Here is a 16,854-nt window from a genome sequence, read left to right on the forward strand (position 1 = left end):
CTCTTAATCAATCAGTCGGTTGGGTGCCGCGTTGCTGTCGGCCAAGGCTGCGTTCAACTGCGCCAACTCTTCGGCACTGTGTTCGCTGCCATGGCGGGCAAGCACATTCTGCGCCAGTTGCTCTTCGCCGCTGCTCGCTTCACCGCGCAGCAGCTCCAGCAAGCGTGCGGCAAGCTTGTCGATGCTGGAGCTGTCGCTCAGTTCCATCACCGGCAGGCGAATACCGAAACGCTCTTCCAGCGCCACCACCAACTCAACGCTCATCAACGAATCGAGCCCCATTTCCTGCAGCGGGCGCTGGGCATCCAGGCGTGCTGGCGGCAGGCGCAAAATCTCGCACACCTCGTGCTTGAGCATGTCTACGAAGCGTTCGAGCAGTTCGCCATCGTCAAGCTCCTCCAGCATGCGCTGGATGTCCTCACCGCCACCTTCATCCTCATGGTCACCGCCATAGGCACGGGCCAGTTCGCTGAAGCGCGGTGTAGTGGCGCTCGGCAGGAAGCGCGCCAGGGCCTTGAAGTCCAGCTCCAGCACGCCATGGCCGTTTTCACCCTGCAACAGCATGGCCTCGAGCTGTGCCAAGGCTGCCTCAGCCCGCAGCGCCGAGCCCCCCATGCGGCTCTGCAGGGCGTCCTTGATCTGGCTGTTGCGCGCCAGGAAACCGACATCGTCGATGGCGCCCCACAGCACGGCGGTGGCTGCCTGGCCCTGAGCACGACGGTGCCGCGCAAGGGCTTCGAGCCAGTGGTTGGCCGCCACGTAGTTGGCCTGGCCAGGGTTGCCGAACAAGGTGGTGGCCGAGGAGAACATCACGAAGAAGTCCAGCGCCAGGCCCTGGGTCAGCTCGTGCAGGCACTGCGCACCCTTGGCCTTGGGCTCCAGCACGCGACGCAACTGGTCACCGTCAAGGTTGCGGATCAGGCTGTCGTCAATCACCGTCGCGGCGTGCACCAGGCCACGCAGTGGCCATGGGCTGGCGGCAATGCGATCAAACACCCCTCGCAGTTGCTCACGGTCGGTGATGTCGCACGCCACGGCCTGCACATCGATACCTTGGGCGTGCCACAACGCCAGCTGCGGTTGGGCCTCTTCACTGGCCGGGCCACGACGGCCCAGCAACACCAGGTGACGGGCACCTTTGTCGATCAGCCACTGCGCAGTACGCAAGCCAAAGCCACCCAGGCCGCCGGTGACCAGGTAGCTGGCATCGGCGGCAAGCTGCAATGCCCGCACCGGCTGCACGCGGGTGTCGACGGTTTGCTGGATCGGGTTGGCGTACGTCACCACGACCTTGCCAATCTGCCGCGCCTGCTGCATGTAACGGTAGGCCTCGACCACCTGGTTGGCGTCGAACTCGCGGAACGGCAACGGGTGCAGGATGCCCTGCTCGAACAGCTCCATCATTTCGGCGAACAGGCGGCGGGTGAGCGCGGGGCGCTCGCTCATCAGTTGGTCAGCGTCGATACCGAAATAGCTGATGTTGTTGCGGAACGGGCGCAAGCCAATACGGGTGTTCTGGTAGAAGTCGCGCTTGCCCAACTCCAGGAAGCGACCAAACGGCTTCAGCACCTGCAGGTTGCGGTTGATGGCCTCACCGGCCAGCGAATTGAGCACCACGTCCACGCCACGCCCACCGGTGGCTGCCAGCACCTGGTCGGCATACGCCAGCGAACGGGAGTCGTAGATGTGGCTGACGCCCAGCAGGCGCAGGAAGTCGCGCTTCTCGTCGCTGCCTGCGGTGGCGTGAATTTCTGCACCCAGCCATTTGGCGATCTGGATGGCCGCGATGCCCACGCCACCGGCAGCGCCGTGGATCAGCACCTTCTCGCCCGGCTCCAGGCGCGCCAGGTGATGCAGCGCGTAGTACACGGTGAAGAAGGTACTCGGAATGGTGGCCGCCGCTTCGAACGACATCCCTTCGGGGATGCGTGCAACGGCGTTGGCGTTGGTGACCAGGCGGTTGGCGAAGCTGCAGGGGCCAAAGCCCACCACACGGTCACCCGGGGCGAAGTCGCCCACTGCCTCGGCGCCTTTGCCCTGCACCACACCGGCAAATTCGAAGCCCAGGGTAGGGCCGGAGAAGCCGTTTTCGATGGCTTCATCCGACAGCAGGCCGAGGGCGAACATCACGTCACGGAAGTTAAGGCCCGTCGCGCGCACCTGAATGTCCAGCTCATCCGCCGCCGGTTGACGCGGCTCACGCACCTCCCAGCGCAGGTTGCGCAGCTGGCCCGGCAGGTCGAAGCCCAGGCACACCCACTGCGCATCGCCCACTGCGCGGCGCGGCTGGTCGGCCAGCACGCGCAGGCGCGGCACGTAGCGACGGCCTTCGGCGTCCAGGGCCAGCTCGGTTTCGCTGTCGGCGTGCAGCAACGCAGGTACCGCCAGCTCGACCGCTGCCGCGTGGGCCAGATCGAGCAGGCGAATACGACAGTGCGGGGATTCGTTGGCCAAGGTACGGCCAAAGCCCCACAAGGCGGCGTCGCCGATGGCCGCAACCTCAGCGGCGGTGTCGACGCTGTACAGGTGCTCGGCAGCGCCACGGCTGAACAGCCAGCACTGCGGGGCGATCGTCAGCGACTCACAGGCCTGCACCAGCGCGGCCGCTTGCATGCAGCGCTCGGCCTGGCCATCGAGGCCTGTGCCGCTGTCGAAACCAGCCAGGTGCAGCACATGCTCAGGGGGCTGGGCAAAGGCGCCAAGCTGTGCCGCCAGCGCCTGGGCGTCACCCGGCTGCAACAGGTCAACCTGCTGGCCTTGGGCGCGCAGTTGCTGTGCCAGGCGCAGGGCAGCGCCCTGCCCGGCTTCGGCGAGTACGGCCCAGCGCTGCACGGCCACGGGTGCAGCAGTGTCAGCACCGGCGGGCTTGTCCGCCAGCAACAGGTAGCTACCACAGGCGTTACCCGGCAACGCCTCCAGCGTGCGCAGCGCGGTCAGGCCATGTCGCTGCAGCTCATGGCTCCAGAACGCCGGGCCTTGCTGGCGCGACAACGCCTGCTGCGGGCCGGCCAGCCACCAATCTGGCTGGGCACCGAAGACGAAATCGGCCCAGCGCGCCGGGTACTGCCCAAGCAGCGCCAACTGGCCGTGCGGGTTGAGCCGGCCACTGGCCAGGCGCAAGGCGTCACCCACGGTACCAAGGGGGCCGAAGTCGGTAGGCACCAGGACCCAGTCGAACGTACCGGCTTCGGCCAGTTGCTCCAGACCAAGTACCTGCAGCGCCGGGCAATCGTCACGCAGGCGCTGCTCAAGCTCGGGCTCGGCGACGCAGTAGGCATAATCGAGGCGATCGAAATCCAGACCGGCGTACAACAGCTCGGCAAACGAAGCGCCACCGAAGCCGAATTCCAGCACCCGCAGGCGCTGGCCGGGCGGCAGCTGCGCCAGGCGCGCGGCCAGGGTTTGGCCAATACCGCTGAGCAGGTGCTGCTGCCCTGCCGCACCCAGCACCAGGCGCGCCAGGCTGGCACCGCTGGTTTCGCGCGGTTGCAGGGTGTCGAAGGCCTGGCTGCCATCCAGCAACGCCGACAGATGACGGCCGATACGGCCCACGGAATGGATAATCTGGAAGTACTCGGGGTAGCTCTTGAACAGCTCTTGCCAGATAGCCTGCGAGGTCGGGCGCTCGCCCTGGTCAACCAGTCGCCAGCTGCCGTCCGCGCTACGCTGCAGGCTGCCGTCGTGCTCGGCATGGCGCAACAGCATCCCCAGGAAGTCGCCCTGGCCCTGCGACCACTGCGCGACCTGCTCGGCACTGATGCGGCCGCCGGCCTGTTCCACCGCATCGAGGACAAAGCTGTTGCACAGCACATCCAGCAGTGGCTCCACTTCATTCAGGTAACGCACCTGTGCCGGCTCGTCGGCCAGGCACTGCAAGGCCTCGGCCAGCGGCGAGCAGGCCACGGCGTTACGCTGCACAGGCACAACTGCGCCTGGCGCGGCCTGCCCCACATGGGCCATACGCTTGATATCGCCACTGCGGTCGTACTGCAGGCGCACGGCACGCATGCGCGCATCCTTGATCGCCAGTACGGCAGCGCCGCTGGCATCGAACAGGGTGAAGTCGACCAGCAGCGAATGCGCGGTGCGCTTGCGCTGGCGCACCTCGGCCAGCACCGGCACACCGCCGGCATTGGTAAAGGCAATGCGCCCAAGCTTGACGGGGATGAACGCCAGGCCATCGTCATGCCCCTGGCGGCTGGCCAGCAGCTCGGTAATCAGCTGGAAGGCACCATCCAGCAGCGCCGGGTGCAGGTGCAGGCTTGCCAGTTCGTGTTCGATGGCAGCAGGCACGACCAACTGAGCCAACACGCGCTCCCCTTCCACCCAGGCTGCGGCCACGGTCTGGTAAGCGGGGCCGTAGTTCAGGCCAACCGCGCAGGTCATTGCCAGGTGCTGCTCGCCGGTGAAGTCTGCCGGGCGGGCTGGCAACGCCGGTGCCCGGGTGTCCAGCAGCACACCGCGCGCTTCGCCCGGCAAGCGTGCGACCACGTGCTGTACCCAGTCTTCGCGTTGCATCAACATGCGCGAGCTGATGCGCAATGTGCCATCGGCCTCTTCCACCTGCACGCGCACTTTCTTGCTGACCTCGCTGCTCAGCAGCAGAGGGTTGTGAATTTCCAGCTCTTCGATATCGACGAACTCGCCCGGCTGGTGCAGTTGCGCCACCGCCAGGGCCAGCTCGGTAAAACCTGCACCCGGGAACAGTACCGACTCACCCACCTTGTGGTCGGCCAGGGTCGGGTACTGCTGGGTATCCAGGCGGTTTTCCCAGGTCAGCGCCTGGTCCGTTACCGGGTAACCCAGCAACGGGTGCACGCGCTCGTGGCTCAGCGGGCCATAGGCCTCGGCAGTGACCGGCAAGCTGAAGTGATCGCGCTGCCAGGCGTAGTTAGGCAGGCGCAGCGGGCGCCCCGCCACCGGGAAGCGTGCCTGCCACTGTGGCTCCACGGCGGCAAGCTGCAGGCGGGCTACGGTACGTTCCAGCAGCAGTGGACTGTGGTCGTTGCGCTTGAGGGTGCCAATCACCTGCCCCGGTTGTTCGCACTCGACCAGCACATCGCTGACGTAGCTGCGCAGAATCGCATGCGGGCCCACTTCGACGAACAGGTTCAGGCCATTGCGCACCAAGGCAGCCAGCGCGCCCTGGAACAGCACCGGGAAGCGAATGTTCTGCCACCAGTACTGGCTGTCCAGGCGTTCGCCGTTCAACTGGCCACCAACAACAGTGGAGTAGAACGGAATCTTCGTAGCCTGCGGGCGGATATGCGCGAGGTCGTCGATAACCGCTTGCTTGATCGGGTCCATGGCCGGCGAGTGGAAGGCGTAGTCCAGGTCCAGGCGACGGGCGAATACCTGGCGCTCTTCCAGGGCCGCTTCCAGCAGTGCCAAGGCGTCAGCCTCACCGGCCACAGTGGCGCCGCGGGCGCTGTTCTCGCCCGCCACCACCAGGCGGCCGTCCAGTTTCAGTTCGGCAATCAGTTGCGCCGTGGCCTCCCCCGAGAGGCCGACCGCCGTCATCTTCCCGGTACCACGGGTCAGGCCCTGCAGGCGGCTGCGGTGGTAGATGACCTGGGTGGCGTCCTCCAGGCTCAACGCGCCGCTGGCCCAGGCCGCGGCCACTTCACCCACACTGTGGCCAATCACCGCCACCGGGTGGATGCCTTCGGCAGCCAGCACTTTGGTAACCGCCACTTGCAGGGCAAACAGCGCAGGCTGGGCAATTTCGGTACGTGCATAACGGCCTTCGCCATTCTCACCCAGCAGCTCGGCGCGCAGCGAGTAGCCCGCCAAGGGCTGGAACAACGCGTCCACTTCATCCACGGCGGCGGCGAACAGCGGCTGGTCGAGCATCGCCCGGCCCATGCCCTGCCATTGCGAGCCGTTGCCGGAATAGACAAATACCGGTGCCGAGGCGCCGTCCAGGGCCTGGCCGGCCTCCAGCACTGCGCTCAGTTCGCTGAGGGTCGGGTCCTGGGCATAGTCGTCCAGCGCCTGGGCAGCTTCGGCTGCAGTGTCGCAAACCAGCAGCAGGCGATGGCTGTGCGCATCGCGACGGAACATCGCCTGGTAGGCCACATCGTAATAGTCGGCCTGAGGCTGCCCGGCCAGGTAGGCGGCAAAGCGCTCTGCGGTTGCGCGCAGGCCTTGTTCGCTCTTGGCACTGAGCAGTAACGGCACGCGCCGGGCGCTGGCCGCTTGCGCTGCCGGCGCCTGTGGCTCGGGGCTTTGCAGGATGACATGGGCGTTGGCGCCGCCAAAGCCGAACGAGTTCACCCCCACGGTCAACTGGCCATCGGCCTTGAGCGGCAGGGGCTCGGTGACCACCTGCAGGTTGAGGTCGGCGAACGCGATGTTCGGGTTGAGCGCCTGCACGCCAATGGTAGCGGGCACGGTGCGCTCGGCCAGGCAGTTCAGTGCCTTCATCAGGCCGGCCACGCCAGAGGCGGCTTCAAGGTGCCCGAGGTTGCTCTTCACCGAGCCGATTGGCAGCGGGTTGCCGGCGCCGCGCGCCTGGCCCAGTGCCTCGCCGATGGCGCGGGTTTCGATCGGGTCTCCCACAGCGGTACCGGTGCCGTGGGCCTCCAGGTAGTCCAACTGCTCGGGTGCGATGCCGGCCTGGGTGTAGGCGCGCTTGAGCAACGCCGCCTGGGCCTCGGCATTGGGCAGGGTCAGGCTGGACTTGCGCCCGTCGGTGTTCACCGCACTGGCCGCCACCACCGCCAAAATGGTATTTCCGTCGGCCACTGCCTGGTCGTAGTCCTTGAGCAGGAACAACCCGCCGCCTTCGGAGCGGGCGTAACCGTCGCCGTTTTCGTCGAACGACTGGCAGCGCCCGGTGCGCGACAGCATGGTCGCTTTGGCGAAGATCATGAACCCGAACGGGTGCATGTGCAGGCTGATACCGCCCGTCACGGCTTGGTCGACATCACCGCTGAGGATGGCCTGGCACGCCTGGTGGAAGGCCACCAGCGACGACGAGCAGGCGGTGTCGATGGCCATGCTTGGGCCACGCAGGTCGTAGAAAAACGACAGGCGGTTGGCCGCGATACTCATGGTGTTGCCGGTCGCCGTGGCGCCATCGATGGCCGACAGGTCCTCGAGCAGGCGGTAGGACTGCTCGACACCGGCGATGCCCAGGTACACGCCGCAGTTGCTGCCACGCAGGCTGGACGGCTTGACCCCGGCGCTTTCGAAGGTTTCCCAGCACATCTCCAGCAGCATGCGCTGCTGCGGGTCCATCATCGCGGCTTCACGCGGCGAGATGCTGAAGAAGCCCGCGTCGAAAGCGCTGATATCACCCAAGGTGCCTGAGGCGAAGGTGTAGCTGGTTGCAGGGCTGGCCTTGTCCGGGTGCTGGAACTCGCGTTTGTTCCAACGCGACGGGTCAACCTGGGTCACCAGGTCGCGGCCCTCCATCAGGTTTTGCCAGAAGCCCGCATTGGAAGAGCCAGGAAAACGGTACGCACAACCGACGATTGCAACCTTTCTACGCTTGATCAAAACCTATTCCTTCAAATCTCATCGGGCACCGTCCCATCCGTCGGACAGCCGGCATGCCTGGCCTGGCCATGAAGCTGGCCGGTCGTTGTATGTCACTGATGATTGTCTGGGTACCTGAAGCAGCATACACGCGGGGGGCGCAAGACTTTTGGTCTGGGGCTAGCGTGGGAATGTTCAGATTTGTGTGTGCGGATGATACGCGGGTTGTGGAGGTGGGAAAACCCTGAGGACAGATTGGACAGCATACGCGGAGCTTTGTAGCGGTTGCCTGAATGTGGACCGACCGGACGAACAGGTGGTGAACGAATGCCGGGGTGAGCCAAGCCCGTTCGATCGAAACCCGCCCCAAAAATTCACGAACATCTCAGGAAAATCTCATAGAAATCGGCCCTGTAGGAATATTCCGAAAATAGCCCAGAGACCCAAGAAACTAGTGTAATGAATATTAATTTGAGTTAAAAGCTGGCCAGTCGACCTGCGCCACGACTGACTCACCAACCGCCCCAATGACAACGGCTACAACCCTGGATTACTATGTTCATCCTGCCTGATGAAATCGGACAAACCTTCATCAGGCGTACGCCAGTCACAACCCGAGAGTCGACCTGCCGCCGATACAGCAGATGCCTAAAAATTTTATAAAGCCAGGAACATGAACGAAAACAATTTGATTGCAATTCTTCTTTGCACCTACAACGGCTCAAAGTACCTGCGCGAACAACTTGACTCGCTTATAGAGCAAACCCATAAAAACTGGATTCTGTATGTCTCCGATGATGGCTCGAGCGATGACACCCTGGATATTCTTCATCATTATCAGCGCACGCTTGGTACTCGACTGTTTATTTTCGAGGGCCCTCGACAGGGCTTTGCCAGGAACTTCATTTCACTGATTCAGAATCCACTGGTGGACGGCGATTACTTCGCTTTCAGCGACCAGGATGACATCTGGCTTGACGACAAGCTGGCCAGAAGCCTGGCCGCACTGCAACAAAGCCGCAGCGACGTCGCCACGATGTACTGCTCACGCACCAAGCTTATTGACGCCGCCGGCAAATGCGCAGGGCATTCGCCGCTCTTTACCAGACCGCCAAGCTTCCGCAATGCGTTGGTCCAAAGCCTCGCCGGGGCCAATACGATGCTGGTCAATCGACGCACACAAGCGTTGCTGGCTGCGATCGAACCTAACGCTCAAATAGTCGCACATGATTGGCTGACCTACCTTCTCGTCAGCAGCCATGACGGTGTCGTCATATATGATCCACAACCCACTCTTCTCTATCGCCAGCATGGCGGTAACCTGATCGGATCTAATACAGGATTTCGGCGACGCCTGGTTCGACTTGCCTGCACGCTCCGCGGGCGCTTCAGTGAGTGGAATGAAATGAACCTGCGCATTTTGGCCAAATACAAATCCAGCCTCAGCCAGGACAACCTGCGAATCATGGAGCAGTTTGCTACCGCTAGAAAAAGTCCACTATTCAAACGCCTCCGACTGCTGGGCGAGACCGGGGTATACCGTCAGACACTTGCCGGCAACCTGAGCTTATTAGCAGCGGCGATTCTCAACAAGCTTTAAATATAATGGCACGGCATGACACGTGAAGCCCCAGACGGACGTGCGTTGTCACGCTTGAGGCCACATGCTAGTCTGATCTGCGCTTACAGCCCGCCGCACGCGAGTTGTAACTGCCTTATGGATCAACAGCCCCACGCTGCGGTCTGACCGCGGCAATCATGATTTTACCGACGGCAGACAGAAGACATTTTTTCGCATCATGATCAAACAGACAGCGCACCCGCACCCCTTCAACGTCACCTCTTTGCAACGTGATCTTGCCGCCCCTGTTTGCTAGCCATCGCGCACATTCCAAGGCGACGAGAAATGATGCCGCGACATCTGGCTCTCCCCATGAATAGCACCCGTCGCCTTTGCAAGGGCTACGCCGTCGTACCTGGGCGATAATCCCGACGATTGCCATGCCTCCGATTCAAGGGTTGAGCCGCAGACCGATCCCTTTCTGATTTTTTACCAGCAGCACCGCTCAACCGGTCCTGGTCGTACCTGGAGATACCGCAGCAATGAAAGCCACTCACCTTGCGATTCCGGATGTTGTTCTTTTCGAGCCGAAGGTTTTCGGCGATCAGCGGGGATTTTTCTACGAAAGCTTCAATCAGAAGGTGTTTGAAGAGGTTGTAGGTAGGTCGGTCACGTTCGTTCAGGACAACCATTCCAAATCGGTGAAGGGCGTGCTTCGCGGCTTGCACTACCAGATAAAGCATGCGCAAGGCAAACTGGTCCGGGTAACGCATGGCGAGGTGTTCGATGTTGCCGTGGATCTGCGCAAGAGCTCACCAACCTTTGGCCAGTGGGTTGGCGCTCATTTGAGCTCAACCAACCAGCATCAATTGTGGATCCCCGAAGGCTTCGCCCATGGTTTCGTCGTGCTTTCGGAAACCGCTGAGTTCCTCTACAAGACCACCGATTACTGGGCACCTAAGTTCGAGCGCAGCCTGGCCTGGAATGACCCAACCGTGGCGATCGAATGGCCTTATACCGACGCACCGACCTTGTCCGCCAAAGATGACATCGCTGCCCTGCTGCAGGATGCAGAGGTGTTTGAATAGTGAATGCTCACCTGCGTCATACTGCCGGCCCCGCCAGCCTGACGATCAGCCTCTGGAAAAACCGGTCGCTGATCTCGCAGATGACCAAGCGCGAGGTCATCGGCCGATATCGAGGATCGGTAATGGGCTTGGCCTGGTCGTTTTTCAACCCGATCCTGATGCTGGCCGTTTACACATTCGTGTTTTCGGAGATCTTCAAGACGCGCTGGGTCGGAGTAGACACTGGCAAAGGTGGATTCGCGATACTGCTTTTCGTCGGAATGATCATTCACGGGCTGTTTGCGGAATGCGCCAACCGTGCCCCGTCCCTCATCATGAACAACAGTAACTACGTGAAAAAAGTGGTATTCCCACTGGAGATTCTGCCGGTCATTACCTTGGGATCGGCCCTCTTTCATAGCTGCATCAGCTTGCTGGTGCTACTGATCGCCCAGTTCCTGATCGTCGGCACGCTCTACTGGAGCGCCTTGCTGTTTCCGCTGATCCTCGTTCCCTTGATTCTCGCGACCCTGGGCATCAGTTGGCTATTGGCCTCACTGGGCGTTTACCTGCGAGACGTGGGGCATGTCATCACCGTACTGACAACGGTCCTGCTGTTCCTCTCTCCGGTGCTCTATCCAGTGGCTGCACTGCCCGAAGCCTACCAGCCCTGGCTAAAGCTCAACCCTTTGACCTACATCATCGAGGAAAGCCGTAGCGTCCTACTCTTCGGCAACCTGCCAGACTGGGTCAACCTGGCAACTGCCCTCGCGGTGGGTGCAATTATCGCTGCCGCCGGATTCTGGTTCTTCCAAAAGACGCGCAAAGGATTCGCCGATGTCATCTGATCAACCTGTCATCAGCGTCAAGAACGTCTCCAAATGCTTTTACAGCTACGACAAGCCACATGACCGGCTGAAACAGGCAATCGTCCCGCGACTCCAACGTTGGGCCGGCGACCCGGTCACTACATACGGCAAGGAATACTGGGCCCTACGCGACATCAGCTTCGATGTCAACAAAGGGGAAACAGTAGGCGTCGTGGGCCGCAACGGGTCAGGGAAGTCGACATTGCTGCAGATAATTTGCGGCACCTTGACGCCGACGCTGGGGGAGGTTGAGACCCACGGTCGTATCGCCGCACTGCTGGAGCTGGGCTCTGGGTTCAACCCTGAATTCACCGGGCGCGAAAACGTCTACCTCAACGGTGCGGTCCTCGGCCTGAGCCGCGAGGAAATCGACCAGCGCTTTGATGCTATTGCCGGTTTTGCAGATATCGGCGAATTCCTTGATCACCCCGTTAAAACCTATTCCAGCGGAATGGCCGTACGACTGGCATTTGCCGTACAAGCACAGGTCGACCCGGAAATCCTCGTGGTTGACGAGGCATTGTCGGTTGGCGACGCGAGGTTCCAGGCCAAATGCTTTGAGCGCCTACGCCAGCTCAAAGATAACGGTACCAGTATCCTGCTCGTCACCCACTCCAGTGAACAAGTGGTCACGCATTGCTCTCGGGCGATTCTGCTGGAAAAGAGTCGCGTCGAAATGATTGGCAAATCGCGCCCGGTCATTAACCGTTACACCGACATCCTCTTCGGTCGCGACAAAGAGGAAATCAAGCCTGGGTTGGAGCAAAACGCTCAAAGCGCTTCCACCGAGTCAGCAGACGTACCGCGCGAAGCCATTTCACTCTTGTTCGACCAGGATGCTTACAGTACTCGGCCCAACTACAACCAGCATGAATATCGCTGGGGAGATGGCGCTGCGACCCTCACTGACTTCCACCTGAGCGCCGCAGGCAATGCTTATCCCAACAGCGTGGAGCCAGGCGACGATATCACCCTGACGCTCGCGTTCACATTCAACCGCCCTGTCATCAATCCGATCATTGGCTTTACCATCAAGACCAAGGAAGGCGTCACGGTCTACGGCACCAATTCATACCTTCTTGATTGCGAAGATGCCCGAGCCCTGGGCGAAGCTGGCGCCAGGACTACCGCGCGCCTGCAATTCAAAAACAGGCTAGCGACAGGCGATTATTTTATATCCATCGGCCTGGCATCCCGCGAAGGCGAAGAAATCGTCCCTCACGATCGTCGCTACGACTCCATTCATTTTATCGTTGAGCCAACACCCAATCTCTTGGGCCTGATTGACCTCGCTCTGACTATGGAAATAAACCGGTAAGCCCCGATGAACACACTAGAACAACATGGCTATACCAAAGACCGCGATACTGAAGTGTGGGTCCGTTCCGACTTTGGGGGCATCGCCTACAGCGACGGCGATAGCAGCGAAACCGAGTTGGCGAAGATTATTCGCGAGGCCAGCGACGTCTCTGTCCTATCCGATGAGCTCCCTCAATACTGCACGGACTGGGCGAAGCTGTACCATCTGAGCGCGGTTCGCGGCAATATCCTGCGTCCGTTCGAACATTTACTCAAAGGGCGTGTTCTCGAAATTGGCGCAGGCTGCGGTGCTATCAGCCGTTACCTGGGCGAGTGCGGCGCCGAACTGCTCTGCCTGGAAGGCAGCCCGCGCCGGGCAGCCATTGCCGCCAGCCGAACGCGCGACCTGGACAACGTGACCGTGCTGGCGGAGCGCTTCGACGATTTCAAGGTGGACGTGCAGTTCGACGCCGTGACCCTGATCGGCGTGCTCGAATACGCCAGCATGTTCAGCAACGCCGAAAACCCCGCGCTCGCCATGCTCAAACGCATTCGTCAGTTGCTAAAGCCAGACGGTCATCTGTTCATTGCCATCGAAAACCAGCTTGGTCTCAAGTATTTTGCGGGCGCCCCGGAAGATCACGTGGGCATTGCCATGTACGGCATCGAAGGCCGCTACCAACACGGCCAGCCCAAGACCTTCGGTAAGGTAGAGCTGGAAAGATTGCTCGCCTCCGCCGGCTTTGAAGCATCCGATTTTATGGCTCCAAGCCCGGACTACAAACTCCCCAACTCGATCATCACTGAAGCCGGCTTCCAGTGTGATGCGTTCGATGCTGCGGCGCTTGCCTGGCAGAACGTCAAGAAAGACCCTCAACTGCCAGAGTCGACCACCTTCAACCTGGAAAAAGCCTGGCAGGTGGTGTTCAACAATCGTCTGGGCATGGATCTTGCCAACTCCTTCCTGATCAAAGCAGCCTGCAAAAAAAACGATAGCCAGAAGGACGATATCCTCGCCTATCACTACAGCATCGGCAGAAAGACCCGCTATTGCAAAGAGTCATTGTTCGTCATGACTGACGACGGCATTCAGGTCGAATACAAACAACTGGCCTCCTCCGCTACCCCTTCCGAGAATGAAGACAGCAGCGCATTCAAGTACGTACTGCCCCGCATTGATGCATACGCCGCCGGCAAGGTGCTAAGCCTTGATTTTCTGGATAGCGCCGCTCACCACGACTGGAGCATTGACAGCTTTGCGCCCTTTATAAAAACCTATCTCGCCTGCCTGGCGACATTGCTCAAGCAAGATGAGGCAGATGTCGATCTGCGCTCAGTGGGCGCGGTGCTTCCCGGCCACTACATCGATGCCGTGCCGCAGAACATCGTGCTGAGACCTGACGGCACGCCGCAGCTCATCGACGTTGAATGGGAGATGATCGGGGGTGTCGAACTTGGTCACCTGATGATGCGCGCGTTACTGCTGCTCATGGCCGCAGCGAACCCGTTCTACCCGAGCGCAGCCTCCTTCAGCCGCCAAGAGTTCACCATAGGCCTGCTGGCGAGCGCAGGGCTGGATATCAGTCGTGAAGATTGCGAGCGCTACATTGCGCTCGAGGCGGCATTTCAAGAGAAAGTCACAGGAAAGAAAGCCGACCGTTTCTTGGACTGGGCACCCGAAGCCCTGATTCACAAGCTGGGCAGCACACAATCAACGTCGAAATTCGCGACGCTGTATATCAGTGACGCGCATGGCAACTTCTCTGAACAGTCAGCACTGCGCCACGAGGTCAGTGATGGCCCGCAACGGCTCCAGTTCGCTCTACCCAGCCCACTCGCAGCCTCTACTGTTTTCCGCTTCGATCCCGTGGATCAGCGGCAGGGCTTCTCGATTGAAAGCATAAAGGTATATTCTGGCGCCCGAATTGCCTGGGAATGGCCAGGCGAACTCAGCCTGCCGCTAGCGGCAATGTTCGCGTGGAAGATCCCTCGCGCGGATGATTCGCTCTACCTCGCTCTGACTGACGATCCCAGCGTGACGCTTCCCGTGGACATGGAAACGTTGCAAATCGGCGAGCAGCTCGAGCTGGAAATCAGCCTTACTATATTCACGGACGCGCAGTTGGCTCGGGAGGTCAACATGCTGAATCAATCTGGACATGTAAGTCCTGTCACGGACCTGCAAAGTAAACTTGATCTGATCGTCGACTCGAACAAAGAAATCGCTCATGCCCTGGCGCATGTCAAAGCCTCTGTCAGCCAGAGCACTGTTCTTGCAGAACTCAGCGAGTCCCTGCTTGCGAAGGACAGGAAAATTCATGAGCTGTCGACTCAGCTGCAGAAGAAGGTCCAGCAACAAGAGCCCCTGGCCCAGGTGCTGCACGAGCAGCAGATGATGGGGCTGAACGCCGGCGAAGCGAAAGATCCGGAGCTGCTCGGCGTTCCAGCGCTGCAGGCATCCATCGCCAGATGGCAAGAGTCTCTTGCCCAGAAGGACGAACACATTCGTAACCTCGAAGAGCGTCTACATGTTCTGCAGGTCGATAAAGACACCCATATCCACCACCTCAATCTGCACATCATCGGCATGCAGAAGTCGACCAGCTGGAAGGCGACCGCCCCGGCCCGAAAGCTCATCACACTGACACGCAGGCTCAACAGAGGGCTCAAATTACTGCCATCGGTGATCCGACGTGGTGGCGGCTTGAAAAGCACTGTTCGCAAGACCATCAGCGTATGGCGCCAGCATGGCACAGCCGGGCTGATCGCTCGAGCTCGCTGGGTCGCGAACCCGGGCAGTTCCAGCTTCGTAAGCCCGGAAAGTGGCGAGGTTATCCATAGCCATGACTACGCGAGCTGGGTGAAGCTTTATGACACCCTGGACGATAATGATCGCTGGCGAATCAGCGAAGAAATCAGGCAGTGGAAAGACCAGCCTCTGATTTCGATCATCATGCCGGTTTACAACCCGCCAATGGATCTACTGCGCGAGGCTATCGACAGTGTCACTGCCCAGCTTTACAAGAACTGGGAGCTTTGCATTGCCGATGATGCGTCCACTGACCCTGAAGTCATTGCCTATTTGAAAGGGCTGACCAAACAGGATCAGCGGTTCAAGGTGGTGCTACGCGAAAAGAATGGCCACATTTCCAAAGCCAGCAACTCGGCACTGGAGCTTGCAAGCGGCCGATACGTGGCACTCATGGACAATGACGACCTGCTGCCGGCCCACGCCCTTTATTGGATCGCGCGAGCCGTTCATGAAAACCCCGACGCTGCCGTCATTTACTCGGACGAAGACAAGATCGACGTCGAGGGTAATCGCTCGGCCCCTTATTTCAAGACTGACTGGAACCTCTATCTCTTCCGCTCACACAACATGATCAGCCACCTTGGCGTATACCGCCGGGACCTGGTACACCGGGTTGGCGGCTTCCGAGAAGGCATGGAAGGCTCACAAGACTACGACCTGGCGTTGCGCTGCGTCGAACAAGTCAGGCCCGATCAGATCGTTCATATTCCGCATGTTCTCTACCACTGGCGCGTTCACCCTGGCAGCACGGCTATGTCGCTGGGTGAAAAGCCATATGCACAGATTGCCGGTCAGAATGCACTGGACCAGCATCTGCAACGTACAGGTATCAAGGGCCACGCCGAGCTTCTGGATTTCGGTATGTACCGGGTCCACTACGACCTCCCGGCAGATCAGCCGCTGGTTTCCCTAATCATCCCGACTCGCAATGCTGTTGGGTTAGTGCGTCAGTGCATTGAAAGCATAACGAGCAAGACCAGCTATCAGCACTACGAAATCATTCTGGTGGATAACGGCTCTGATGATCCAGAAAGCCTCCAGTATTTCGAGTCACTCAAACTGCAGCAGAATATCAGGGTGCTCCGTGACGATGGGCCATTCAACTATTCGGCCCTGAACAATCGTGCGGTCCGTGAAGCCCGCGGTGAACTGGTCGGACTGATCAATAACGATATTGAAGTGATCAGCCCTGACTGGTTGAGCGAAATGGTGTCGCTGGCGTTGCAACCTGGCGCAGGCGCTGTCGGCGCCAGGCTGTGGTACCCAGATAACCGCTTGCAGCACGGCGGCGTCATCATGGGCCCGCTGACATTGGCCGGTCACGCCCACAAGATGCTGCCGCGTGGGCACCATGGCTATTTCGGACGTGCGTCGCTGATACAGGGGATGTCTGCGGTCACCGCCGCATGCCTGATCGTTCGCAAGTCCATTTTCGAAGAAGTCGGCGGGCTCAATGAAGTCGAGTTGAAGATTGCTTTCAATGACGTTGATTTTTGCCTGAAAGTCATGGCCGCTGGATACCAGAATATCTGGACGCCAAATGCAGACTTGTATCACCACGAATCGGCGACTCGCGGGCTGGAGGATACGCCCGAAAAGATTGAGCGGTTCAAAAGCGAAGTTAGATATATGCAAGAGAAATGGAAGGAGGTTATTGCGGCAGACCCTGCATACAACCCCAACCTGAGTTTCGAGCATGAAGACTTCTCACTGGCATTCCCACCTAGGAACGTATAGAGAAGTAACTACAAATGAATGCATTCG

At 60.2% G+C, this 16,854-nt stretch carries 6 protein-coding genes; 5 read left to right on the forward strand and 1 reads right to left on the reverse strand.

Annotation, left to right across the window (positions count from 1 at the left end):
* Nucleotides 1-3: 3 nt before the first annotated feature.
* Entirely contained in the window at nt 4-7,503 is a 7,500-nt protein-coding gene (locus tag BJQ17_RS08710) for a type I polyketide synthase (RefSeq protein WP_070095907.1), read from the reverse strand.
* Nucleotides 7,504-8,155: 652 nt separating this feature from the next.
* Here BJQ17_RS08710 and BJQ17_RS08715 point away from each other — a divergent pair.
* The 5 genes from BJQ17_RS08715 to BJQ17_RS08735 all read left to right on the forward strand — a co-directional run bounded on the left by BJQ17_RS08715 (nt 8,156) and on the right by BJQ17_RS08735 (nt 16,827).
* Nucleotides 8,156-9,082, forward strand: coding sequence for a glycosyltransferase family 2 protein (locus BJQ17_RS08715; RefSeq protein WP_012053366.1), 927 nt, complete (start codon nt 8,156-8,158; stop codon nt 9,080-9,082).
* Between the two features lie 503 nt (nt 9,083-9,585).
* Nucleotides 9,586-10,131, forward strand: a complete 546-nt coding sequence (gene rfbC, locus BJQ17_RS08720) for a dTDP-4-dehydrorhamnose 3,5-epimerase (protein ID WP_012053367.1) — start codon at nt 9,586-9,588, stop codon at nt 10,129-10,131.
* Nucleotides 10,131-10,958, forward strand: coding sequence for an ABC transporter permease (locus tag BJQ17_RS08725; protein ID WP_012053368.1), 828 nt, complete (start codon nt 10,131-10,133; stop codon nt 10,956-10,958). The genes rfbC and BJQ17_RS08725 overlap by 1 nt, the downstream gene beginning before the upstream one ends.
* On the forward strand, nt 10,948-12,297 hold the full coding sequence (locus BJQ17_RS08730; RefSeq protein WP_054888752.1) for an ABC transporter ATP-binding protein: 1,350 nt from the start codon (nt 10,948-10,950) through the stop codon (nt 12,295-12,297). The genes BJQ17_RS08725 and BJQ17_RS08730 overlap by 11 nt, the downstream gene beginning before the upstream one ends.
* 6 nt (nt 12,298-12,303) lie before the next feature.
* Nucleotides 12,304-16,827, forward strand: coding sequence for a glycosyltransferase (locus tag BJQ17_RS08735; RefSeq protein WP_070095908.1), 4,524 nt, complete (start codon nt 12,304-12,306; stop codon nt 16,825-16,827).
* Nucleotides 16,828-16,854 lie beyond the last annotated feature (27 nt).

The organism is Pseudomonas sp. NBRC 111139 (assembly GCF_001753955.1).
Taxonomy (GTDB): Bacteria; Pseudomonadota; Gammaproteobacteria; order Pseudomonadales; family Pseudomonadaceae; genus Aquipseudomonas; species Aquipseudomonas alloputida.

Excerpts from the sequence above, each read along its gene's own strand:
- BJQ17_RS08715 (WP_012053366.1), top strand. The coding sequence starts at position 8,156 with ATGAACGAAAACAATTTGATTGCAATTCTTCTTTGCACCTACAACGGC.
- rfbC (WP_012053367.1), top strand. The coding sequence starts at position 9,586 with ATGAAAGCCACTCACCTTGCGATTCCGGATGTTGTTCTTTTCGAGCCG.
- BJQ17_RS08730 (WP_054888752.1), top strand. The coding sequence starts at position 10,948 with ATGTCATCTGATCAACCTGTCATCAGCGTCAAGAACGTCTCCAAATGC.
- BJQ17_RS08735 (WP_070095908.1), top strand. The coding sequence starts at position 12,304 with ATGAACACACTAGAACAACATGGCTATACCAAAGACCGCGATACTGAA.